Annotated in this window: 20 protein-coding genes; 11 read left to right on the forward strand and 9 right to left on the reverse strand. The window is 69.3% G+C overall.

The window, feature by feature from the left end:
- Window positions 1-40: 40 nt before the first annotated feature.
- A complete protein-coding gene (gene rpsI, locus E2F46_RS08330; protein WP_133321624.1) occupies window positions 41-433 on the reverse strand; it encodes a 30S ribosomal protein S9 in 393 nt (130 codons plus the stop codon).
- Window positions 434-435: 2 nt separating this feature from the next.
- Window positions 436-864, reverse strand: a complete 429-nt coding sequence (rplM, locus tag E2F46_RS08335; RefSeq protein ID WP_133321625.1) for a 50S ribosomal protein L13 — start codon at window positions 862-864, stop codon at window positions 436-438.
- Window positions 865-1,082: 218 nt separating this feature from the next.
- Here rplM and coq7 point away from each other — a divergent pair, with 218 nt between their 5' ends.
- The 8 genes from coq7 to E2F46_RS08375 all read left to right on the forward strand — a co-directional run bounded on the left by coq7 (window position 1,083) and on the right by E2F46_RS08375 (window position 11,421).
- Window positions 1,083-1,727 carry a 2-polyprenyl-3-methyl-6-methoxy-1,4-benzoquinone monooxygenase gene (gene coq7, locus E2F46_RS08340; protein ID WP_133321626.1) on the forward strand — a complete coding sequence of 215 codons (645 nt, stop codon included), beginning with the start codon at window positions 1,083-1,085 and terminating at the stop codon, window positions 1,725-1,727.
- Between the two features lie 242 nt (window positions 1,728-1,969).
- The gene (locus E2F46_RS08345) at window positions 1,970-4,264 is read left to right on the forward strand and encodes a TonB-dependent receptor (protein ID WP_133321627.1); all 2,295 of its coding nucleotides are present in this window, start codon (window positions 1,970-1,972) and stop codon (window positions 4,262-4,264) included.
- The gene (locus tag E2F46_RS08350; protein ID WP_133321628.1) at window positions 4,264-5,580 is read left to right on the forward strand and encodes a spinster family MFS transporter; all 1,317 of its coding nucleotides are present in this window, start codon (window positions 4,264-4,266) and stop codon (window positions 5,578-5,580) included. Before E2F46_RS08345 ends, E2F46_RS08350 begins: the two co-directional genes overlap by 1 nt.
- On the forward strand, window positions 5,577-7,226 hold the full coding sequence (locus E2F46_RS08355) for a carboxylesterase/lipase family protein (protein WP_133321629.1): 1,650 nt from the start codon (window positions 5,577-5,579) through the stop codon (window positions 7,224-7,226). The genes E2F46_RS08350 and E2F46_RS08355 overlap by 4 nt, the downstream gene beginning before the upstream one ends.
- On the forward strand, window positions 7,217-8,824 hold the full coding sequence (locus E2F46_RS08360; RefSeq protein ID WP_133321630.1) for an AMP-binding protein: 1,608 nt from the start codon (window positions 7,217-7,219) through the stop codon (window positions 8,822-8,824). The genes E2F46_RS08355 and E2F46_RS08360 overlap by 10 nt, the downstream gene beginning before the upstream one ends.
- A 45-nt stretch (window positions 8,825-8,869) precedes the next feature.
- The gene (locus E2F46_RS08365) at window positions 8,870-9,607 is read left to right on the forward strand and encodes a TetR/AcrR family transcriptional regulator (protein ID WP_243720357.1); all 738 of its coding nucleotides are present in this window, start codon (window positions 8,870-8,872) and stop codon (window positions 9,605-9,607) included.
- Between the two features lie 49 nt (window positions 9,608-9,656).
- Entirely contained in the window at window positions 9,657-10,547 is an 891-nt protein-coding gene (locus E2F46_RS08370) for an SDR family NAD(P)-dependent oxidoreductase (protein ID WP_133321631.1), read from the forward strand.
- An 88-nt stretch (window positions 10,548-10,635) separates the two neighbouring features.
- Entirely contained in the window at window positions 10,636-11,421 is a 786-nt protein-coding gene (locus E2F46_RS08375; RefSeq protein ID WP_133321632.1) for an SDR family NAD(P)-dependent oxidoreductase, read from the forward strand.
- Between the two features lie 14 nt (window positions 11,422-11,435).
- On the opposite strand, the gene speD is transcribed toward E2F46_RS08375, so the two are convergent.
- A complete protein-coding gene (gene speD, locus E2F46_RS08380) occupies window positions 11,436-12,227 on the reverse strand; it encodes an adenosylmethionine decarboxylase (protein ID WP_133321633.1) in 792 nt (263 codons plus the stop codon).
- 184 nt (window positions 12,228-12,411) lie between these two features.
- On the opposite strand from speD, the gene crp reads away from it, so the two are divergent.
- The 3 genes from crp to E2F46_RS08395 all read left to right on the forward strand — a co-directional run bounded on the left by crp (window position 12,412) and on the right by E2F46_RS08395 (window position 14,640).
- The gene (gene crp, locus E2F46_RS08385) at window positions 12,412-13,047 is read left to right on the forward strand and encodes a cAMP-activated global transcriptional regulator CRP (protein WP_425599818.1); all 636 of its coding nucleotides are present in this window, start codon (window positions 12,412-12,414) and stop codon (window positions 13,045-13,047) included.
- Window positions 13,044-13,517, forward strand: a complete 474-nt coding sequence (locus E2F46_RS08390) for a GNAT family N-acetyltransferase (RefSeq protein ID WP_133321635.1) — start codon at window positions 13,044-13,046, stop codon at window positions 13,515-13,517. The genes crp and E2F46_RS08390 overlap by 4 nt, the downstream gene beginning before the upstream one ends.
- A 400-nt stretch (window positions 13,518-13,917) precedes the next feature.
- Window positions 13,918-14,640 (forward strand): sulfite exporter TauE/SafE family protein, encoded by a 723-nt coding sequence (locus E2F46_RS08395; protein WP_243720358.1) that lies wholly within the window; start codon window positions 13,918-13,920, stop codon window positions 14,638-14,640.
- On the opposite strand, the gene E2F46_RS08400 is transcribed toward E2F46_RS08395, so the two are convergent.
- From E2F46_RS08400 to trpD, 6 genes are all read right to left on the reverse strand, one after another.
- Window positions 14,632-15,354 carry a haloacid dehalogenase-like hydrolase gene (locus E2F46_RS08400; RefSeq protein WP_133321636.1) on the reverse strand — a complete coding sequence of 241 codons (723 nt, stop codon included), beginning with the start codon at window positions 15,352-15,354 and terminating at the stop codon, window positions 14,632-14,634. The two genes, E2F46_RS08395 and E2F46_RS08400, sit on opposite strands and share 9 nt — an antisense overlap.
- A complete protein-coding gene (trpC, locus tag E2F46_RS08405; protein WP_243720359.1) occupies window positions 15,351-16,178 on the reverse strand; it encodes an indole-3-glycerol phosphate synthase TrpC in 828 nt (275 codons plus the stop codon). The genes E2F46_RS08400 and trpC overlap by 4 nt, the downstream gene beginning before the upstream one ends.
- On the reverse strand, window positions 16,175-17,992 hold the full coding sequence (locus E2F46_RS08410; RefSeq protein WP_133321637.1) for a Mur ligase family protein: 1,818 nt from the start codon (window positions 17,990-17,992) through the stop codon (window positions 16,175-16,177). The genes trpC and E2F46_RS08410 overlap by 4 nt, the downstream gene beginning before the upstream one ends.
- 233 nt (window positions 17,993-18,225) lie before the next feature.
- The gene (gene cphA, locus E2F46_RS08415; RefSeq protein WP_133321638.1) at window positions 18,226-21,021 is read right to left on the reverse strand and encodes a cyanophycin synthetase; all 2,796 of its coding nucleotides are present in this window, start codon (window positions 21,019-21,021) and stop codon (window positions 18,226-18,228) included.
- 39 nt (window positions 21,022-21,060) lie between these two features.
- Window positions 21,061-21,903, reverse strand: coding sequence for a cyanophycinase (locus E2F46_RS08420; RefSeq protein ID WP_133321639.1), 843 nt, complete (start codon window positions 21,901-21,903; stop codon window positions 21,061-21,063).
- Window positions 21,904-21,986: 83 nt separating this feature from the next.
- The gene (trpD, locus tag E2F46_RS08425) at window positions 21,987-23,030 is read right to left on the reverse strand and encodes an anthranilate phosphoribosyltransferase (RefSeq protein ID WP_133321640.1); all 1,044 of its coding nucleotides are present in this window, start codon (window positions 23,028-23,030) and stop codon (window positions 21,987-21,989) included.
- Window positions 23,031-23,133: the final 103 nt, after the last annotated feature.

A 23,133-nucleotide genomic window follows, 5' to 3' on the forward strand; every position in this document is an offset into this window, starting at 1 on the left:
GATTGTAGCGCCACCGCAACGCGATGGCGCCAGTGACGCATTAACGCTTCGAGAACTGGGTGGCGCGACGTGCCTTGTGCAGGCCGACCTTCTTGCGCTCGACTTCGCGCGCGTCACGGGTCACGAAGCCCGCCTTGCGCAGCTCGGTCTTCAGCGTCTCGTCGTACTCGACCAGCGCGCGGGCGATGCCCAGGCGGATCGCACCAGCCTGGCCGGTGGTGCCGCCGCCGGACGCGGTGACCATGATGTCGAAGGTCTCGACGTTCTTGGTCAGTTCGAGCGGCTGGCGCACGATCATGCGCGCGGTCTCACGGCCGAAGAACTCGTCCAGCGGACGGCCGTTGACGGTGATGTTGCCAGAGCCCTTGCGCAGGAACACGCGGGCGGTGGAGGACTTGCGACGGCCGGTGCCGTAATTCTGCGTGGTAGCCATCGTTAGATATCCAAAACCTGGGGCTGCTGGGCGGCGTGCGGGTGCTCGGCACCCTTGTAGACCTTGAGCTTCTTGTACATCGCGCGGCCGAGGGTGTTCTTCGGCAGCATGCCCTTGACGGCGATCTCGATGACCCGCTCCGGATGGCGCTCCAGCGCCTGCCCGAGGCTCTCGGTCTTGAGGTTGCCGATGTGGCCGGTGAAGCGGTGGTACAGCTTGTCCGTCAGCTTCTTGCCGGTGACGGCGATCTTCTCGGCGTTGATCACGACGATGTAATCGCCGGTGTCGACGTGAGGGGTATAGACGGGCTTGTGCTTGCCGCGCAGGCGGCGGGCGAGCTCGGAGCTCAGACGGCCCAGCGTCTTGCCGGTGGCGTCGACGAGGTACCAGTCGCGCTGGACGGTCTCGTTCTTGGCGGTGAAGGTCTTCATGTGCGCTCTGGCTTCTCGGGGTGCATGGTCGGGCTGGTTCCCGCCCGCGGTGGTAAGGGGCTGGAACGGCGCCTCGCGTTGGGTACGGCGGGACAAAGAAGCGGGATTGTAAGCTGGCCCCGGTACCATCGCAAGCCCGCCCCACCGCGGACGCCAGGGCCGGGCTGGCATCGCGACGCCTCCGGACGCAACATAGGCTTCCCCTTCCGGAGGCGACCATGCCCGCCAGCCGCGTCCAGACCCCCGTCGACCAGCTCATGATCGAGGCCCAGCGCGCGCTGGAGACCGTGTTCGGCACGCCAGCCGCCACCCGGCCCAATCCGGCCGCGGACACCCCGGACATCGAGCTCGATCCCGTCGAACGCCGCCATGCGGCCGGCCTGATGCGGATCAACCATGTGGGCGAAGTCTGCGCCCAGGGCCTGTACTTCGGCCAAGCCGCGGTCGCACGCGAACCGGGGACGAAGGCCCACCTGCTGGAAGCCGCGCAGGAAGAAACCGACCACCTTGCCTGGTGCGCCGACCGCCTGCACGAGCTGGACAGCCGCCCCAGCCTGTTCAACCCCCTGTGGTACGGCGGCAGCTACGCGCTGGGCGTCCTGGCCGGGCTGCGCGGCGACGGCTGGAACCTGGGTTTCGTGGTGGAGACAGAGCGCCAGGTCGAGGCCCACCTGGACGAACACCTGCAGACGCTGCCCGAAGCCGACCAGCGCAGCCGCGAGATCCTGCGCACGATGAAGGAAGACGAGGCCCGCCACGCCGACAACGCGGAACTGGCTGGCGCACGCATCCTGCCCCAGCCCATCCCGACGCTGATGGCGGCCGCGTCGAAGGTCATGAAGGCAGTGGCGTACCGGTTGTAGGGCGCTGCCCTGCACACGGGGGATTCGGAATTCGGGATGGAGGGTTGGAGACAGCGCAGCCGTCGGCCACTCCAGATCCCACCCCCTCTCCCGAATCCCGCAACAGGCCCGGGCTGGAGCGGCCCCGGATCATTCGGAAAGATATTCACAGTCTAGTGAGTGAGTATTGACACCAGCGGATTTCCCGCGCAGTATCCGGCGCACGCGTCTTACTGAACCAGCATCCTGTGGGAGGGATCTGTATGGGAAGTCGTTTGATCGCGACCGCGTCCGTGGCCGCATTGCTCGCTGTACCTGTCTCCGCCCTGGCCCAGGCCACCACCGAAGCGCTGGAGGCCGAAACCGGCCAGGCGCAAGCGCAGGCGCCCGCCGATGCAAGGGAACTCGACCGGGTCATCGTCACCGCCACGCGCCGTAGCCAGCCGCTGAAGGACGTACCGCTCAGCGTCACCGTCCTGTCGCAGGAAGAACTCGACGCGAAAGGCATCGTCGGCTACGAGGGCCTGGCCCACACGACGCCGGGCGTGGTGCTGAACCGCCCCACCGCCAACTTCAACAACTTCACCGCGCGCGGCATCGCCACCAACGGCTACAACGCCAACCTGCAGAGCACGGTGGCGATCTACATCGACGAACTGCCGATCTCCTCCAACGGCAACTCCACCATCCTCGACCCCAGCCTGTACGACGTGGAGCGGGTGGAATTCCTGCGCGGCCCGCAGGGCACGCTGTTCGGTTCCGGGTCGCTGGCCGGCGCGCTGCGCATCCTCACCCGCGCACCCGACCCGAACGTGTTCGAGGCCTCGTTCCTCGGCGACCTCGGCATCCGGGGTTCGGGATCCCTGCGCCAGCGCTACAACGCGATGGTCAACGTGCCGCTGGCCGAAGACACGCTGGCGCTGCGGGTGGTCGCCTTCAAGCGGCACGAGGAAGGTTACGTCGACAACATCGGCACCGGCGTCGACAACGCCAACACCATCGACACCTGGGGCGGGCGCGCGACCTTGCTGTGGGAGCCCAACGACCGCCTGTCGGTCCAGCTGCGCGCCTCCCAGGAAGACAGCAACCCGCGCGATTCCGGGCTGACCAACCCCGACCTGGGCGAGGATGTCCGCTACTCCGACCGGCCCGACCGCTTCGCCGGCAAGATGACGAACTACAACGCGACCATCGGCTACCAGTTCGACGGCGCCAGGCTGACCAGCTCCTCGACCTGGTCGGACTACCGGGCCCATTTCGACGTGGACCTCGCCGCGACCTTCGGCCACCTCATCCCGTTCGGCCTCGAGGTGCCGTACCAGGACGACCGCTTCGTGCAGGAAGTGCGGCTGGTGTCCGACAGCGGCGGGCGCGTGGACTGGGTGCTCGGCGGCTTCTACTTCGAACAACAGCGCAACGCCGACTATTACTACCGGTCGTCGCAGGCATTCCTCGACGCGCGCGGCATGAACAACCTGCCCGTCAACCCCTACTACCTCCGCTTCCGCAACACCATCGACCAGCGCGAGCGCGCCCTGTTCGGCGAACTCACCTTCCGCTTCAACGACGACCTGTGGGCGACCGGCGGCCTGCGCTACGGCAGCACCCAGGCCCAGGCCACCCAGCAGGCCGGCGGCTACAACAGCAACTACCTGGTGGCCGCGCTGACCGGCGCCACCGGGCCGCTGACCATCATCCCGATCGAGGAGATCGTCGGCCTGGAGGCGAAGGAAACCGGTCCGTCCTACCGGCTGAGCCTGTCCTGGCGGCCCACGCCGGCGATCACCACCTACGCCGCCGTGGCCACCGGCTTCCGCGCACCGATCGTCAACGCGCGCGCCGGTGCGCCCAGCCTGGTCAACGCCGAGGACATCATCATCCCCTTCGGCGCCGACTCCGACGAACTGATCAACTACGAACTGGGCCTGAAAGGCCGCTGGCTGGACGGTCGCCTGGCCGCCAACCTCGCGCTGTACCACATCGACTGGAACGACATCCAGGTGCAGGCCAACCGCGTCTCGGACTCGGTGCAGTTCGCCACCAACATCGGCGGCGCCATCAGCCAAGGGCTCGAGTTCGAACTGATGGCAAGGCCCAGCGCCAGCTGGACGTTTTCGCTCAACGGCTCGTTCAACCGTACCGAGGTCGACAGCCTGACGCCCGAGGAAGCCGCGATCTCCGGCGCCGTGCTGGGCGCACGCCTGTCGGCGCCGCGCTTCCAGGGCTCGATGGTGGTCGACTACGGCTTCGACGCCTTCGGCGACGCGGCGGGCAACGCCTCGTTCTCGCTGGTCCACGTGGGCGGGTTCCCGGGCATGTTCCCGAACGTCCCCGGCCAGCCGGGGACGGTGAGCCCGATGTTCGACTACACCGAGTCCTACACCATCGCGAACGCCAACCTGTCCTTCGCCTTCGACCGCTTCACGGTGGGGGCCTACGTCGAGAACATCTTCGACGATCGTTCCATCACGTATGTCCATCCCGAGGCCTTCCTCGACGGAAGATATGCCCGCGTCCCGCCACGCACCTTCGGCGTGCGCTTCGGGTATTCGTTCTGATGGGCCTGCCGGGTCTCTCGCCCCCGCTCCCGGGTGCGCCGACGGCGCGACCGGGCGCAAGGGCCTGGATCGCGCTGGCGATCCTGTGCTTCGTCTACGTCCTCAACTTCCTCGACCGGCAACTGTTATCCATCCTGGCCAAGCCGATCCAGGACGAACTGGGCGTCACCGATGGCCAGCTCGGCCTGATCGGCGGCCTGTATTTCGCGCTGTTCTACTGCATCCTGGCCATCCCGGTCGGCTGGCTGGCCGACCGCACCAACCGGGTCAAGGTGCTGGCCTTCGCCTGCGGCCTGTGGAGCGCAGCCACCGCGGCCTGCGGCATGGCCTCCAACTATCCGCAACTGGTGCTGGCGCGGATGGCGGTGGGCGTCGGCGAGGCCGGCGGCGTGCCGCCGTCGTACGCGATCATTTCCGATTATTTCCCGCCGGGCATGCGCGGGACCGCACTCAGCCTGTTCAACCTGGGCCCTCCGATCGGCCAGGCCTTGGGCGTGGCCTTCGGTGCGTCGATCGCGGCGGCCTATTCGTGGCGGCTGGCCTTCGTGTGGATCGGCGCGGTGGGCGTGGTCACCGCCGTGGTGGTGTGGTTCGGCGTGCGCGAACCCAGGAAGGGCGGACTGGATGCCGCGCCGGTGCAGCCGGCGCCGGACGTTCCCGCACCGGGATTCTGGGTCACCTTCCGCGGCTTCTTCGCGAACCCGGTGCTGCGCGGCATGGCCCTGGCCTGCGGCGCGACCCAGTTCGTGACCTACGCGATCCTCAATTTCACCGTGCTGCTGCTGATGCGCGAGAAGGGCATGACGCTGGAAGAGGTGGCGATCTGGTATGCGCTGCTGGTTGGCCTGGGCATCGGCATCGGCATGTTCGTCTCCGGCCGCCTGATCGACCGCATGGCGCGGCGTTCGAAGACCGCCTACGCGTACCTGCCCGCCATCGGCCTGGCGCTGGCGATGCCGCTGTTCGCCGCGTTCGTGTGGGCCGGCAGCTGGCAGCTGGCCCTGGTGTTCCTGTTCCTGCCCACCGGGCTGAACTATTTCTACCTCTCTCCCGCGGTCACCCTGGTGCAGGAGGAGGTGCGCCCCGACCAGCGCGTGCTGTCGGGCGCATTGTTGCTGCTGGTGATGAACCTGATCGGGCTCGGTTTCGGGCCGACCTACCTCGGCCTGGCCAGCGACTTCTTCCGCGCCTCGCACCCGGACAACTCGCTGCAGATGGCGTTCTACACCCTGCTTCCGTTCTACGCGCTGGCCATCGCCATGTTCCTGGGGCTGGCGCGCACCATCCGCCGCCAGGAATCGTCGGTGACCCCATGATCCGTTCCCTCATCCGCGCCTGCGCGGTGTCCGCTGCGCTGTACTGCAGCGCGACCGTCGCCACCACGCTCGATGCATCACCCGTCGTCGAGACCCCGGTCGGCCCATTGCGGGGGCTGGCGGAGGATGGCATCTCGGTCTTCCGCGGCATTCCGTACGCACGGCCACCCGTCGGGCAGCTGCGCTGGCGTCCGCCGGTTCCGGCGTCGGCCTGGACCGGCGTGCGCGACGCCACGCGGTTCGGCCCGGCCTGCCACCAGCCGCCGTCGCGGCCCGGCAGCATCTATGCGCCGGCGCAGGACCCGCCGATGAGCGAGGACTGCCTGTCGCTCAACATCTGGGCGCCGGCCGGGGCGCGGGACGCACCGGTGTTCGTGTGGATCCATGGCGGCGCGCTCTCGGGCGGCACCAGCAGCGACCCGATGTACGACGGCGCTGCGCTGGCGGCGCGCGGCCTGGTGGTGGTCTCGATCAACTACCGCATGGGTGTGCTGGGCTACCTGGCGCATCCGGATCTCAGCGCCGAGTCGGCCGATGGCGTGTCCGGCAACTACGGCCTGCTCGACCAGATCGAAGCGCTGCGCTGGGTACAGCGCAACATCGCCGCGTTCGGCGGCAATCCGGGCAACGTGACCATCGCCGGGGAATCGGCCGGCGCGCTCAGCGTGATGTACCTGATGGCCGCTCCCGCCGCGCGCGACCTGTTCCACAAGGCGGTGGCGCAGAGCGCCTACATGATGTCCATGCCCGCGCTGCGCGAGACGGCGCACGGCATGCCCGCGGCCGAGGAGACGGGCCTGGCCTTGAGCCGGACGCTCGGGATCCGGGGGCTGGCGCGGCTGCGCGCGGCCGACGCGCAGAGCCTCACCGTCCAGGCCGCCACGGCCGGCTTCATGCCGCTTGGCAATGTCGATGGCAAGACCCTGCCGGCGCAACTGGTGGAGGTCTTCGACCGCCGCCAGCAGGCCCCGGTGCCGATCCTGGCCGGGTTCAACGAAGGCGAAATCCGTTCGCTGCGCTTCCTGCTGCCGCCGCAACCGGCGGACGCGGCCGCCTACGACACCGCGATCCGCGCGGCCTACGCCGATCTTGCCGACGCGATGCTGCAGCGCTACCCGTCCACCGACCTGGACGCGGCGATGCTGGCCACCACCCGCGACGCGCTGTACGGCTGGACCGCCGAGCGCCTGGTGCGCAGCCAGACCGTGCTCGGGCAGGCGTCGTACCTCTACTTCTGGGACCACGCCTACCCCGCCGCCACCGAAGCCGGCCTGCACGCCTTCCATGCCGGAGAGATCCCGTATGCGCTGGGCACGCTGCACGGCACCCCGCCGGGCTGGCCGAAGAGTCCGGACACCGACGCCGAGCGCGCGCTCGCCGATGCGCTGCAGGGCTACTGGTCCTCGTTCGCCGCCGACGGCCGGCCCACCGCAGCCGGTCGACCGGACTGGCCGGCCTATGGCGACGCGCGCGCCTTCATGGCGTTCGCCGGCACGCCCCTCCCCGGCACGCACCTGCTGCCGGGCATGTTCGAACTGCTCGAGACCGTGGTGTGCCGGCGCCGTGCGCAGGGCGACCAGCCCTGGCACTGGAACGTCGGCATCGCGTCGCCGCCCCTGCCGCCGGAGACGGATGGATGCCGCTGATCCACGGCGAGATGCAGCCCTATGCGCTGACCCTGGACAAATTCCTCGAGCACGGCGCCAAGTGGCATCCCGATGTCCAGGTCGTCACCGCGCGCGAAGGCGCGGTGGTGGAGCGGATGGGGTATGCGCAGCTCCGCCAGCGCAGCCGCAAGCTGTCGTCGGTGCTGGCGGGCATGGGCATCGGCACAGGCGACGTCGTCGCCACCCTGGCCTGGAACACGCGCGCGCATCTCGAAACCTGGTTCGCGGTGATGGGCATGGGTGCGGTCTGCCACACGCTCAACCCGCGGATGGGCGAAGCGCACCTGTCATCGATGCTCCGGCAGTCGGCCGCGCGCGTGCTGGTGGTCTCCGCCGACCTGGTGCCACTGGCGAGCCGCGTCGTGGAAGCATCGACCGCGGACGTGCGCGTGCTGACGATCGACGGCGAGAGCAGCGTCGCGGAGGGCGACGTCGCCGTCCAGGCGCTGGAACCGATGATCGCGCCGGCGCGCGACGACATCGCATGGGGCGCGTTCGACGAAACCGCGCCCTGCGGCCTGTGCTTCACCTCCGGCACGACCGGCGCGCCGAAGGGCGTCAGCTACACCCACCGCGGCGGCTTCCTGCACACGCTGCGCACGCTGCAGGCCGACTGCATGGCGCTGTCGCACCGCGACAGCGTGCTGCTGGCGGTACCGATGTTCCACGCCAACGCCTGGGGCATCCCGTTCGCCACGCCCGCGGTCGGCGCGCGGCTGGTGTTGCCCGGCCGCCACCTCGATGGCGCCAGCCTCGCGGCGCTGGTCAACGCCGAGGCGGTGACGGTGGCCGTCGGCGTGGCGACGGTCTGGCTGTCGCTGGTCGAGCACCTGGAGGCGCACGGTGGCGACACTCCGACCCTGGAACGCGTGATCGTCGGCGGCGCGCCGCTGGCGCCAGCGCTGATGCAGCGCATCGAGCAGCGCCTGGGCGTGAACGTGCAGACCAGTTGGGGCATGACCGAGCTCTCGCCGACCGGGACGGTGATGCCGCCCGGCGATCCGGCCCGTGCCGCGCACCTGTCCGGTCGCCCGTCGATCGGCGTGGACCTGCTGCTCACCGATGCGGATGGCGAGCCGCTGCCCGTGCAACGCGGCGTCGAAGGGCACCTGCGCGTGCGCGGTGCCAGCACCGTGCAACGCTACTTCGGCGAAACCACGCCCGCAGTCGATGCCGACGGCTGGTTCGCCACCGGCGACCTCGCCCGCATCGACGAACGCGGCCACCTGGTCATCACCGGTCGCGCAAAGGACCTGATCAAGTCCGGCGGCGAGTGGATCAATCCCGCCGAGATCGAGGAGATCGTCGGCGAACTACCGGACGTGTCCTTGGCCGCGGTCATTGGCCGCGAGCATCCCAAGTGGGGCGAGCGCCCGGTGCTGATGGTGGAAATGCGCGAAGGCAGCGCCGTCCACGACGACGCACTGATCGGGGCCCTGCGTGGCCGCGTCGCGTCGTGGTGGCTGCCCGACGCGATCATCCGGCTCCAGCGCATGCCTTTGGCAGCCACCGGGAAAATTGACAAAATGCGCCTCAAGGCCGAATTCGGCGGCATGCATGGAGAGCCGGGGGCATGACCTCCCGGCGCAAGGCATGCCCGACGCGGCGATGGAGGCGGCAAGATGCCAGCGAACGCGACGCCGCGGGGCAAGCGGGCCAGCAGGGCGAAGAAGGGCACCGGCACGCCTGCGAAGCGGCCCACCAAGGCCGAGCAGCGGGCGGAGATGACCGAGCAGATCCTCGACGCGGCCGAGCATCTGTTCTCGCGCGACGGGTTATACGGGGTGACGCTCAAGGACGTGGCCAAGCGCGTCGGCGTGCACCATACCCTGCTCAATTACTACTTCACCGACAAGCAGACGCTGTTCGATGCGGTGATCGCGCGCCGCGCCGGCGTGACCAGCAGCGCGCGCATGCAGGCGCTGGACGCGTACGAGGCCGCCACTGGCGGCAAGCCGACGCTGGAAGGCGCCCTGCATGCGTTCCTCGATACCGACCTGGATCTCTACAGCCAGGGCGGCGAGGCCTGGAAGAACTACGGCGCACTCGGCGCGCTGATGTCCAACACGCGCCATGGCGGCGAGCTGATGGACAAGCACTTCGACCCGGTGGTCCTGCGCCTGGTCGGCCTGCTGAAGAAGGCCATGCCCGACTGCGCCGAAGAGGACATCTTCTGGGGCTACCACTTCGTCACCGGGGCGCTGATGCTGACCCTAGCGCGTACCGGCCGCATCGACCGCCTCTCCGGCGGGCTGTGCCGCTCGGACGATTACGAGGCGATCAAGGCGCGCATGGCCACGTTCATGGCCGCCGGCTTCCGCGCCATCAACAGACCGCGGGGAGACGACGAGGCGCGCTGAGCGCCGCCGGTTCCCCGTCGCACCATTCCGACACACGGGGAACCGGTACATGCCACTGACGGGACGCATCGCCATCATCACCGGCGCCGGCGGCGGGCTGGGGCGCCAGCACGCGCTCTACCTCGCGGGCAAGGGCGCGCAGGTCGTGGTCAACGACCTCGACCCCGCACCGGCCGACGCGGTCGCTGCCGAGATCCGTGCGCGTGGCGGCAGTTCGATCGCGTTCGCCGGCTCGGTGACGGACGTTTCCGCGATGGAGTCGATGGCTGAACGCACGCTGTCGGAATGGGGCCGCATCGACATCCTGGTCAACAATGCCGGCATCCTGCGCGACAGGAGCTTCGGCAACATGACCCTGGAGGCGTTCCGGCAGGTGGTCGAGGTGCACCTGATGGGCGCCGCGACCTGCTGCAAGGCGGTGTGGGAGACGATGCGCGCGCAGCAATATGGCCGCATCGTGATGACCACCTCGTCGAGCGGCCTCTACGGCAACTTCGGCCAGGCCAACTACGGCGCCGCGAAGATGGCGCTGGTGGGGCTGATGCAGACGCTGGCGATCGAAGGCGCCAAGTACGGCATCCGCGTCAACTGCCTGGCGCCGACCGCATCGACCGGCATGACCGCGGGCGTGCTGCCGGAAGACAGCCTGCGCATGCTCGATCCCGCGCTGGTGAGTCCCGCGCTGCTGCCGCTGGTGGTCGATGCCGCGCCGACGCGCAGCATCGTCTGCGCCGGTGCCGGCCATGTCGCCCGTGCCTACGTGACCCTGACCGAGGGCCGGTACATCGGCGCGGGCGGCGACGCCGGCGAACGGCTGATCGCGGCTTGGAACGCGGTGTCCGATCCGGCCGGACAACGGGTGCCCGAGTACGGCTTCACCCAGGCCGAGCGCGAAGTGGCCAGCGCGCGGGCGCAGCTGTCCGCTGCCGAACCTGCATGACCGGCACGCCTGCGCAGGCCAGCGCCGTGCCCGCCAGCGGCCGCCTCCCCGTCGCTGCAAACCTTCGACGACCCGCACGGGCAATGCCATGAGGACCGATCCCGGACCGCTGACCGGCAAGGTTGCCCTGGTCACGGGTGCCAGTTCCGGACTGGGCGAGGCCACCGCGCTCAGGTTCGCCGAACTCGGGGCAGGCGTCGTGCTCGCCGCCAGGCGCGCCGAACGTTGCGAGGCGCTTGCCGCGCGGATCGTGGCCTCGGGTGGCATCGCCCATGCGGTGCGCGCCGACATGGCCAGCGCCACGGACGTGCAGGCGATGGTCGCCACCACGCTCGAACGCTTCGGACGGCTGGACTGCGCGGTCAACAACGCCGGCGTCGCCGGGCCGATGCGCACGCCGCTGGCGGAAGTCTCCGAAGCGGACTGGGACGCAGTGATCGACGTGAACCTCAAGGGGACTTGGCGATGCATGAAGCACGAAATCCCGGCGATGCTCGCCGGCGATGGCGGCGCGATCGTCAACGTCGCCTCGATCTACGGCCTCAAGCCCAGCGACGTCGGCCATTCGACCTACGCGGCCAGCAAGCACGGCGTGATCGGCCTGACCCGCTCGGCCGCGGCCGACTACGGCCAGTGCGCGCTGCGCATCAATGCCGTGGCCCCGGGCTTCACCCGCTCGGAGATGGTCGATCCGGGCCGTCCGGGCGGTGCCGAACACTATGCGCGCATGGTGGCGCGCCACTCGGGCATGAACCGGCTGGGCGAGGCCGCGGAGGCGGCCAACGCCATCGTCTGGCTGTGCTCGCCCGAAGCGAGCTACATCAACGGCGCGGTGCTGGCCGTGGACGGCGGCGGCGCCACCCGCATGTACTAGCGCCGGCTTGCCCGTCAATCGACCAGGTTGCGTCCGTGGTAGAGCTCCTCGATCTCGCGGCGCAGGCGCGCTTCGATCTTCATCCGCTCCTTGAACGACAGGTTCTTCGCCTTTTCCTCGAACAGGTAGTTGTCGAGGTCGAAGTCCTTGAGGTGCATCTTGGTGTGGAACAGGGCTTCCTGGTACACGTTCACATCGAGCATCTCGTAGCGCGACTTGATGTTCTTGTGCAGGTAGTCCTGGATCGAGTTGATCTTGTGGTCGATGTAGTGCTTCCTGCCCTTGATGTCGCGGGTGAAGCCGCGCACGCGGTAGTCCATCACCACGATGTCGGACTCGAGGCTCTCGATCAGGTAGTTCAACGCCTTCAGCGGCGAGATCACGCCGCAGGTGGACACGTCGATGTCGGCACGGAAGGTGGCGATGCCGTTGTCGGGGTGGGTCTCCGGATAGGTGTGCACCGTGATGTGCGACTTGTCCAGGTGCGCGACCACGGCATCGGAGATCACGCCCTTGGCCGCGGACTTGTCGATCACCGGCTCCTCGGAGATCAGGATGGTCACCGACGCGCCCTGCGGGTCGTAGTCCTGGCGGGCGATGTTGAGGATGTTGGCGCCGATGATCTCGGCCACGTCGGTCAGGATCTGGGTGAGCCGGTCGGCGTCGTACTGCTCGTCGATGTACTCGATGTAGCGCCGGCGTTCGTCCTCCGACGCCGCATAGCAGACATCGTAGATGTTGAAGGAGAGCGACTTGGTGAGGTTGTTGAAGCCCTGCAGCTTCAAGCGGGGGAGCGGCTTGACCACGGTGGCGATTGTCCAGTCCGGCAGGCGAAAGGTCGATTATGCGGCATAGCCGCTGCCCGCGTCCCGTGCCCCGGTTTGCTCCCGGGGCTGCGACGTCCTACTCTCTGTGCTTCCCCCGTACCCTGCCATCATGAACCCTACTCCCGTGGCACTCATCAGTAGCTACCGACGCCCTGCGCATCCGATGGCCCCTTCGCCCGCCACCATCGAGCGTTTCCTGGCCCATTGCCACCGCCGCCGCTACCCGCCGCGCACCGAAGTGTTCCGTCCCGGCGACCCGGCCGGCACGCTGTACTTCGTGGTGAGCGGCTCGGTCAGCATCATTACCGAGGAAGACGACGGCCGCGAGCTGGTGCTGGGCTACTTCGGCAACGGCGAGTTCGTCGGCGAGATGGGCCTGTTCATCGAATCCGACACCCGCGAGGTGATCCTGCGCACCCGCGTGCAGTGCGAACTGGCCGAAATCAGCTACGAGCGGCTGTACCAGCTGTTCGAAGGCACCCTCGCCAACGATGCCACGTCGATCATGTACGCCATCGGCGCACAGCTTTCGCGCCGACTGCTCGACACCAGCCGCAAGGCCGGGCGCCTGGCGTTCCTCGACGTGACCGACCGCATCACCCGCACCCTGCACGACCTGACCCGCGAGCCGGAGGCGATGAGCCATCCGCAGGGCACCCAGCTGCGCGTGTCGCGGCAGGAACTGGCCAGGCTGGTCGGCTGCTCGCGCGAGATGGCCGGCCGCGTGCTGAAGAAGCTGCAGATCGACGGCAAGCTGCACGCCCGCGGCAAGACCGTCGTGCTCTACGGCACGCGATGACGGTGCTGCACTTCGCTCCGCGCGGCGACCTGCCCGACGCCGACCTGCGCAGTGCTTCCCTGATCGACGCCGACGACGTCGCGGCGTTGCTGTCCGAACTCGGCTACCCCTGCGAACGACTGGATGCGGTGCAGCGGATCGCCGCCATCACCGAGAACGACCGCCAGGCCCTGGTGGTCGCACGGGTCGGCGGCATCGTTTCGGGGCTGATCGCGCTCGACTTCATGTACTACCTGCCATTGGGCACCACCACCTGCCGCATCACCGCGCTGGTGGTCAGCTCCTCGGCGCGCGGCCAGGGACTGGGGCGGCAGCTGTTGCGCGAAGCCGAGCGCCGCGCGCGCACCGGCGGCGCCGCCCGGCTGGAGCTGGCCAGCGGGTCGCAGCGCAGCGATGCCCATGCCTTCTACAAGGCCTGCGGTTTCAGCGACGGCACCGTGCGTTTCATCAAACGACTCGGCGACGCGTAGGGCGGGTTTCAACCCGCCGTCGCATCGTCACGGCTGGACTGCAAGCTGGTCCTCGCGAAACAAGCGAACGTTGATCCGGACAGGTTGCAATGGTGGGTCTCGACCCTGCAACGAACCGCATCGCCACCTCTCGTGATGCCTGCCGCGCAGAGCCCGTCCCCGACGACTTGAATGGGGCATGGATCCCAGCGACGCTCCCTGCTCGGCGCCCAAGCCGGTGGATTCCAGTGACGGCGGGGGGAACCCCGCCCTGTCTGCCCCCCGTGCCCGTCATGCAAAACCGTCATGCCGCCATGACCGACCGCCACGTCGCACGTCCTCGCGCCGCCCTATGCTCCGCTTCCCGGCGACGACGCCGGACGGAGTGGACATGGAACTGGCGGACGGTTTCTGATGGTTCGTGCTGGTGGGCCTGGGGGCTCAATTGGTCGACGGTGCGCTGGGCATGGCCTTCGGACTGGTGTCGTCGTCGATCCTGCTCAGTCTCGGGCTGCCGCCCGCGGCTGTAAGCGCCAGCGTGCACACCGCCGAGGTCTTCACCACCGGCGCATCCGGCGCTTCGCACCTGGCGCTGGGCAACGTGGACAAGCGCCTGTTCCTGCGCCTCGCCATCCCCGGAATGGTCGGCGGCGTGATCGGCGCCTACGTGCTGACGCAGCTGCCGGGGGACCTGGTCCGACCCTTCATCTATGGCTACCTGCTGTTGCTCGCTCTGCTCATCCTGCTGCGCGCGATCGGCCGACTGGTGCCGAAGCAGGAAGTGAAACGCGTGCCGGTGCTGGGCTTTTTCGCCGGCTTGCTCGACGCCAGCGGAGGTGGCGGCTGGGGGCCGGTGGCCACGGCCACCCTGCTCGCGCGTGGCGGCAAGGCCCGCACCACCATCGGCACGGTCAACGCGGCGGAGTTCCTGGTGACGCTGGCGATCTCGATGACCTTCCTGCTCACGCTGGGCCTGCAGCGCCTGGACATCGTGCTGGGCCTGCTGGTCGGCGGCATGGTCGCCGCGCCACTGGCGGCGGTGTTCGTGAAGTACGTCGACGAGCGCTGGGTGCTGCTGGCGGTCGGCGTGCTGGTGTTTACCATCAGCACCTGGCAGATCGGGCGCGCGGTGCTGTCAGGCTGACGGCGTGTCGCCGCCTCGATCGGCGCAGCCCCAGTTGAGGATCGGCGTGCCCGATGGCAATACGCGGCGGAACATCTCGACGGCCCCGTGCTTCGGATTCACGACGACCGGCGCCCGTGCAGCCTTGAGCAGCGGCAGGTCGGCGCTGGAATCGGAATAGGCGATGTCGATGCGGGCGTAGCCGCGCTCGCGCAGCATCCGCATCTTCTCTTCGGCATGGCAGTGCCGGGTGGCGATGATCGCGCCGAAACGCGGGCCGACCGCGGTGCCGATCACCGGCACGCTTTCATGGGCCACGAACGCCAGGATCGCGCGTGCCAGTTCCGGCGGCGCCCCGGTGGCGATGACCACGTCGTCGCCGGCCTCGCGATGGGCATGCAGCACGTCCAGCGCGACCGGCAGCAATCGCGCCTTCATCGCCTCGGTGTGGGTGGCGACGTAACGATCGATGGCGTCGTCCAGCGTGCGCCGCCGCGGCATGCCCACGGTGCCGATCCAGACGAAACCGGAAATGCCGTAGCGCCGCGTGGGCAGGAACGCGACCATCGGCCCGAACAGCGGCGCGGCCAGCAGCGCCAGCACCGTGCGCCACCAGCTGCGGCGGATCAGCCACGCGAACAGGTGGCTGCCGGAATCACCGTCGTACAGCGTGTGGTCGAAGTCGAACACGACCACCTTCGCACCGGGCGCGGCACTGTCCGTCACGCCGCTCATGCCGGGAAGAACAGCCGCCGCAGCGCGATGCCAGGGTCGGCCTCGCGCATGAAGGCCTCGCCCACGAGGAAGGCATCGATGCCCGCGCCGCGCATCCGCGCCACGTCGTCGGTGCCGTGGATGCCGCTTTCGGTCACCAGCCGCCGGTCCGCCGGCACCGCATGCTGCAGCAACAACGTGGTCTGCAGCGACACCTCGAAGGTGCGCAGGCTGCGGTTGTTGATGCCCAGCAGCGGTGCCGGCACCTGGATGGCGCGTTCCAGTTCGTCGATGTCGTGCACTTCCACCAGCACGTCGAGGTCGAGCTGCATCGCCACGCCGGCCAGTTCCGCAAGCTGGTCGTCGGACAGCGCGGCCACGATCAGCAGGATGCAGTCCGCACCCAGCGCGCGGGCCTCATGCACCTGGTAGGGGTCGATGGTGAAGTCCTTGCGCAGCACCGGCAATGCGCACGCGGCGCGCGCCTGCTGCAGGTAGGCATCGGCGCCCTGGAAGAAGTCCACGTCGGTCAGCACGGACAGGCAGGCCGCACCGCCGGTCTGGTAGCTGCGCGCGATGACGGCCGGATCGAAATCGGCGCGGATCACGCCTTTCGAGGGGCTGGCCTTCTTCACTTCGGCAATCACCGCCGGCGCACCCGTCGCGATCTTCGCTTCGATGGCCGCCGCGAAGCCGCGCGTGGGTGGCTGGTCGGCGGCACGCGCCACCACATCGGCCAATGGCTTGGCGGCCGAGCGCGCGGCCACTTCCTCGGCCTTGCGGGCGAGGATGGTCCGCAGGATGTCCGCGCGCGGCGGCACGGGACGCAACAGGAACTTGTTCACGGACTCTCGGGCACCGGTTCGGTCATCGGGGCGGGCGGCAGCGCGTCACCCGGCTGCCAGCCGGCATCGGCCATTGTCGCAAGCATCGCCTCGATGCGCTCGCGCGCGTCGCGGTCGAAGGTCGGCAGCACCAGCAGGTCGCCCTGGCGCACCCACGCCAATGCATGCCGCGTTGCGGTCATCTCGTCCAGCGAGACCAGCGCAGCGGCGGCGGGCACGCCACGCCGCAGCAACTCGTCGTGCATGATCCGCGCCACCTCGCCCGAGGCGCGCCCGCGCAGGTAGCCTTCCACGTCCTTCAGCAGCACCAGCTCCGGCGCGTATGCGGCTGCGGTGGCGGCCACCGCGCGCAGGTCGGCTTCCTCACGGTTGCCGGCATGGCCGACCACGATGGCCAACCGTCCTTCGCGGCGGTCGGCACCCACCGCGCGCAGCAGCCCGTGCAGGCCGTCGGGGTTGTGCGCGTAATCGATGACCACCTCCACGCCGCCCACCTGCCAGCGCTGCAGGCGGCCGGGATTGTCGCTGCGCGACGCGCCGAAGCTGCCCAGCACGCCGGCAATCGTCGGCGGCGGGATGCCGAGCGCGGAGGCGACCAGCGCCGCACCGGCGAGGTTGGCGACGTTGTACGCCGCCTGCCCGCCCAGCGACAGCGGCATCGCGGCGATGGCGCCCAGATCGTGCGTGGCGCCGGCAACGTGCAGCAGCAGGCGGCCGTCGCGCACGCCGCAGGTGTCGCCGCCCGCATCGCGATGCGCAACGAGCGTCGCGTGGCCATCGTCCAGCGAGAACCAGCCGAGCCGCTGGCCGACGAAACGCGGCGCGTGGCGCTGCAGCACCGCGTCATCGGCGTTGAGCACCAGCAGGCCGCCATCGGCGACCGCGCGCGCGACGGTCAGCTTCACCGTCGCCAGGTCGTCGAGGTCGTGCACGCCGTACTCGCCGAAATGATCGACGCTGATGTTGGTGACGATGGCCGCGTCGGCGCGGCACAGCGCCAGCCCGCGACGCAGCATGCCGCCGCGCGCGGTTTCCAGGATCGCGGCTTCGGCCTTCGGCTGGCGCAGTGCGGTGCGCGCGCCCTGCGGGCCGGAAAAGTCGCCGGTTTCCAGCGATGCGCCATCGAAGAACACGCCATCGGTGCAGCTGTGCGCGGCCGGCCAGCCGTGCGCGCGGCAGAGCGCGCCCAGCAGGCGCACCGTGGTGGTCTTGCCGTTGGAGCCGGTGACCAGCGCGGTCGGGATCGCGCGCAGCGTGGCCCACGGCACCTGGTCCGGCGAAGGCAGGGCGTTGACGGCCCATTCCTGGCCGTGGGCACCGGCGCCGATCGACACCACGTCGTCGTCCGCCAGCAGCGGTACGCCATGCGCATCGGCGGCTTGCTGCAGCGCGAGCAGGGCCGGATTCGCCTCGGCTACGGCGCGGTCGCGCAGCATCCGCAGCGCCACGTCGCGTGCGAACGCAGCGACATGCGGCTGCACCGGTTCGCCCGCTTCATCGACATCGCCCGTGGACGCTGCGCGCAGGCCCAGCGCGTCGTACCAGGCCCACTCGTTGACTTCGGTGGCGGCGTACAGCTGGTCCATCGGCGCGGCGAAGGCGAGCGAGGCGCCACTGGCATGCGCGCGCACCGCGATTTCGCCCTGCGGCCAGCCGAGCGCCGCTCGCGCTTCGCGCACGTTCGCCTGCCAGCGCTCGACCGTCGACTCGTCGAACGACAGCCCATGCGCCGTCTCCAACGCGGCACCGGTGCCGGCGAAGTAGACGTTGCAGCCGGTCAGCCGGCGGGATTCTTCAAAGGGTTCTGGTCGCATGCGTCAATGGCCCGCCGATGTGGAACGCCTGCGGCCCCCACGCCAGCCCTCCCCCGCAAGCGGAGGAGGGCGCAATGCTGTACCGGCACCCTCCCCCACTGACGGGTGGGGAAGCGATGCAGCCCTGGTCCTTTCCCCTGCTGCCGGGGGAAGGAGCGATGCCGTGCTGGCCCCTTGCCCCGCTCGCGGGGGAAGGTTCGGATGGGGAGCTGTGGCGCAGCGACGCAGCACGGCTAATCGTTCTCTTCGCGCTCGAACACCAGTCCGCGTTCGTCGCGGACCACGCCCTCCATCGCCGCCACCGCGGCCTCGTCGGCGGTCATGGTGGCCTCCAGCGAAGGCAGCTCGACCTTCTTCGCCGCGCGCGGCTCCGCGCCTTCCGGCGTGAACTTGGTGATCTGTTTCCAGGTGCGCGCCAGCGCATCGGCGAACACCACCAGCAGGTCGCCCGGCCGGGCCATGCGCAGCGCCGCATCCACCGCTTCCTGCTCGTCGGGGATCACCGTCATCGCGTCCCTGCCGATGCCGGCGTCCTCCAGTGCGCGGGCGATGATCCGCGGCACCTCGTCGCCATCGCGGCCGCGCAGGCTGTCGTCGCGCTTGACCACGTAATGGTCGAATTTTCCGGCGACGGCCTGCGCGATGGACACGATGTCCTCGTCGCGGCGGTCGCCGGGCGCGGCGACGGCGACGATGCGCCGCCCGGCCACGTCCAGCCGCTGCGCCAGGTCGGCCATCATGCCCACCGCGTGCGCGTTGTGCGCGTAGTCCATCACCACCTTGAACGGGTGCTCGTCGAACACGTTCATCCGGCCCGGCGCCTGGAAGAAGGTGGTGTCGAAGGTGCGCAGGCCCTGGCGGATCGCGTCGAGCTTGATGCCCAGCGAAAACGCCATCGCCGCGGCGAACATCGCGTTCTGCACGTTGTGCAGCGCGCGGCCCTCCATGGTGGCCGGGATGAGATGGGTCCACATCAGCGGGATATGGCTGCCCTTGTCGTACAGCGTGATCATGTGGCCGTTGACGCCGTTCTCCAGCGCGCAGGCGCGGCCACCGGCGCGGATGTGCTCGCGCACCAGCGCATGCGACGGGTTCATGGTCACGTAGCAGATGGTCTTCGCGTCGGTGTAGCCGGACATCTTCAGCACGTTGGGATCGTCGGCGTTGAGTACCGCGCAATCCTTGGCCACTTCCACCACGATGCGCTTGATCGCCGCCAGCTGCTCCAGCGTGTCGATGCCCTTCAGGCCGAGGTGGTCGGCGGCGATGTTGAGCACCGCGCCCACGTCGACTTCAGGCACGCCCATGCCCGCGCGCAGCAGGCCGCCGCGCGCGGTTTCCAGCACGGCGATGTCGATGTGCGGGTCGCTCAGCACCATCCGCGCCGACACCGGCCCGGTCATGTCGCCTTCCACCGTGCGCTGGCCGTCGATGTACACGCCGTCGGTGGTGGTCAGCCCAGGCGTGTACCCGGCCATCTTGGTGACGTGCGCCAGCATGCGCGCGGTGGTGGTCTTGCCGTTGGTGCCGGTGACCGCGGCGATCGGCACCCGCGACGGCGTGCCCGGCGGAAACAGCATGTCGATCACCGGACCGGCAGCATCGCGCGGCGTGCCCTCGCTGGGCGCCACGTGCATGCGGAAGCCGGGCGCGGCGTTGACCTCGCAGATCGCGCCGCCGATGTTCTTGTAGCTCTCGGCGATGTTGGGGCTGATGAAGTCCACGCCGCCCACGTCCAGCCCGATCGCGCGCACCGCGCGCACCGCCATCTCACGGTTGTCGGGATGGATGATGTCGGTGACGTCGGTGGCGGTGCCGCCCGTGGACAGGTTGGCGGTGGACCGCAGGAACACCACTTCGCCTTCCTCCGGCACGCTGTCGGCGGCGTAGCCGACGCGTTCCATCATCAGCCCCGCCTCGCGATCCAGCTCGAGGCGGGTCAGCACCTTCTCGTGGCCCACGCCGCGACGCGGGTCCTGGTTCACGATGTCCACCAGCTGGGCGATGGTATGCGTGCCGTCGCCGACCACGTGGCCCGGCGTGCGCCGCGTGGCCGCGATCAGCTCTCCGTTGACCACCAGCAGCCGATGGTCGGCGCCGTCCTGGAAGGTTTCGACGATGACCGAACGCGAATGCTCGCGCGCGGCGTCGAACGCGGCGCGGATCTCGTCGTCGCCGGTGATGTTGATGGTGATGCCGCGGCCATGGTTGCCGTTGTACGGCTTCAGCACCACCGGTCCGCCAAGCCGGCGCGCGGCCTTGAGCGCATCGACCTGGCTGGTGACCAGCTGCTGGCGCGGTACCGGCAGGCCCAGCGAACCGAGGATCTTGTTGGTCTCTTCCTTGTCGCTCGCCAACTCGACCGAAATGTAGGGCGTGCGACCGGTGATCGTGGCCTGGATGCGCTGCTGGTACTTGCCGTGGCCGAACTGGATCAGCGACTGGTTGTTGAGCCGCAGCCACGGGATGCCGCGCTCCACGCCCGCGCGCACCAGCGAAGCGGTCGACGGCCCGAGTGCGCGTTTCTGCGCATAGCGGATGAAGTCGTCGCGCGCTTCTTCCCATTCCCAGCCCTCGGGCACGCTGCCCGCCGGCCGGATGTCGGCGGGCAGCAGCGACGACAGCAGCTTGATCGCCAGCTCGCCCGCGGCGATGCCTTCCTCGCGCTGCGCGTATTCGTAGACCACCGTGTACACGCCGGGCCGGTCCTCGCCGACACTGCGGGTGCGGCCGAAGGTCACGTCCTCGCCGGCGACGTTCTGCAGTTCGATGGCCACGTGCTCCATCACATGCCCCAGCCACGTGCCCTCGCCTTCGCGCATGCGGCGGATGAAGCCGCCGGGCGTCTTGTACGAGCAGCCGTGTTCGGCGAGGCCGGGCAATGCCTTGACCAGGCCATCGACGAACTCGCGCCCGAGGCGGCCGGTCGGCCACTGCTCCAGCGCTTCGAGGTCCAGGAGCAGCCGGATGACCGGGAAGTGCGCGTACTGCGACGGGCCGACGTAGACGTTGCGTTCGAGGATGCGCATGGATGGTTCTCCCTCAGGGGGCAAGAGTGCGGCAGGACATCAGTTCTTGGTCGGCGCCAGGCTGCCGGCCGAGGCCTTGCGGGTATCGAGGTTGAACGTGGCGCCGGCGGTGAGGATATGCACCTGCACACCCAGCATGCAGACCGGGGAATGGCCGCCCACCTGCGCCATCGACGAATACTGCAGGCCCTCGGCATCGACCACCGTGACGGCGCCGCTGCCTTCCACTTCCACGGTGTTGTCCGGGCCGATGAAGGCCGCGGTGTCCTCGTCCACGCCCAGGCCGATCGCGAACGGGTTGTAGGCCAGCGCCGACAGCAGGCGGCCGAGGCGGTCGCGCTGGCGGAAATGCTGGTCGATCACGAAGCGGTTGGTCAGCCCCAGCCCCGGCGCGAGGCGCACGCCATCGGCATGGGGCGTGGAGGTGTCGCTGTCGCCGCCGGCGATCATGTGCTCGCTCAGGATGCCGGCGCCAGCGCTGGTGCCACCCACCGGTACGCCGTGCGCATTGCAGGTGCGGATCGCCTGCGCCACCGGAGTGCCGCCGAGGATGGTGGACAGGCGCAGCTGGTTGCCGCCGGTGATGAAGATGCCCGAGGCCTGCTCGATCCGCGCCACGCGGTTGCGCTCGTGCGCATCGCGGCGGGTGTCGAAATCCAGCACGGTCACGCTGCCCGCGCCCATCTCCGAGAACAGCTGCTCGTAGCGGTCGCCGGTCTCGTTGAGCCGGCTGGCGGTCGGGATGACGGCGATCCCGGCGCCCTTGCCGCCGCACAGTTCGAAGAACCTGCGCAGGATCTTCGCCCCATTGTCCTTGTCTTCCGCCCCGCCGATGGGGACGATCCAGCCCCTGGCTTCGCCTTCGGGGGTCTTGCTCGGCATTCCCTGCTTCCTTCACCAACCTGACAAGGGTCACAAAATATCACGCCCGGCCGCAGCCGCCCGGACCGACCCGAGCGCCGGGCTCAGGCTTTCACCGCGCCTCCCAGCCGGCGCGTGGCCGCCACGAACTTGCCCAATCGGGCTGCGGCCGCCCCGGAGGCGATGGCCTCCCGCGCCATCGGCACGCCTGCCGCGATCGAATCGGCCACGCCGGCCACGTACAGCGCCGCCGCGGCATTGAGCACCACGATCTCCAGCGGCAGGCCCGGCGTGCCGTCCAGCACGCCCAGCAGCATCGCCTTCGATTCGTCGGCATCGGCCACCCGCAGGTTGCGGCTGCCGCCCATGGCGATGCCGAAGTCCTCCGGATGGATTTCGTACTCGCATACCTGGCCGTTCTTCAGTTCGCCCACCAGCGTGGCCGCGCCCAGCGAGATCTCGTCCATGCCATCGCGCCCCCACACCACCAGTGCGCGTTCGGCACCCAGCTGCTGCAGCACGCGCACCATGATCCCGACCAGGTCGGGGTGGAACACGCCCATCAGGATCGCCGGCGCGCCGGCGGGATTGGTCAGCGGCCCGAGGATGTTGAACAGCGTGCGCACGCCCATCTCGCGGCGCACCGGCGCCACCGCCTTCATCGCCGGATGGTGGATCGGCGCGAACATGAAGCCGACGCCGGTCTGGTCGATGCTGGCGGCGACCTGCGTCGGCTGCAGTTCGATGTGCGCACCCAGCGCCTCCAGCACGTCGGCGCTGCCCGACTTCGACGACACGCTGCGGTTGCCGTGCTTGGCCACGCGCGCGCCGGCGGCCGCCGCGACGAACATGCTGGCGGTGGAGATGTTGAAGGTATGCGAGCCGTCGCCGCCGGTGCCGACGATGTCGACCAGGTGCGTGCGGTCGGGCACGTCCACCTTGTTCGACAGCTCGCGCATCACGCTGGCCGCCGCCGCGATTTCGCCCACGGTTTCCTTCTTCACCCGCAGTCCGGTGAGGATGGCCGCGGTCATCGCCGGCGAGACCTCGCCGCGCATGACCTGGCGCATCAGTTCGACCATCTCGTCGTGGAAGATCTCGCGATGCTCGATGGTGCGCTGCAGGGCTTCGTGCGGGCTGAAGGGCATGGCGTGTCCGGGAATCGGGAATCGGGAATCGGGAATCGGGAAGAGCGTAGCGCTTTTGCTCGTCATCCCGGCGGGAGCCGCAGCCCCGTGTTTTCGACCGGTG

The sequence above is a fragment of the Luteimonas aestuarii genome, assembly GCF_004357985.1.
Classification (GTDB): domain Bacteria; phylum Pseudomonadota; class Gammaproteobacteria; order Xanthomonadales; family Xanthomonadaceae; genus Luteimonas; species Luteimonas aestuarii.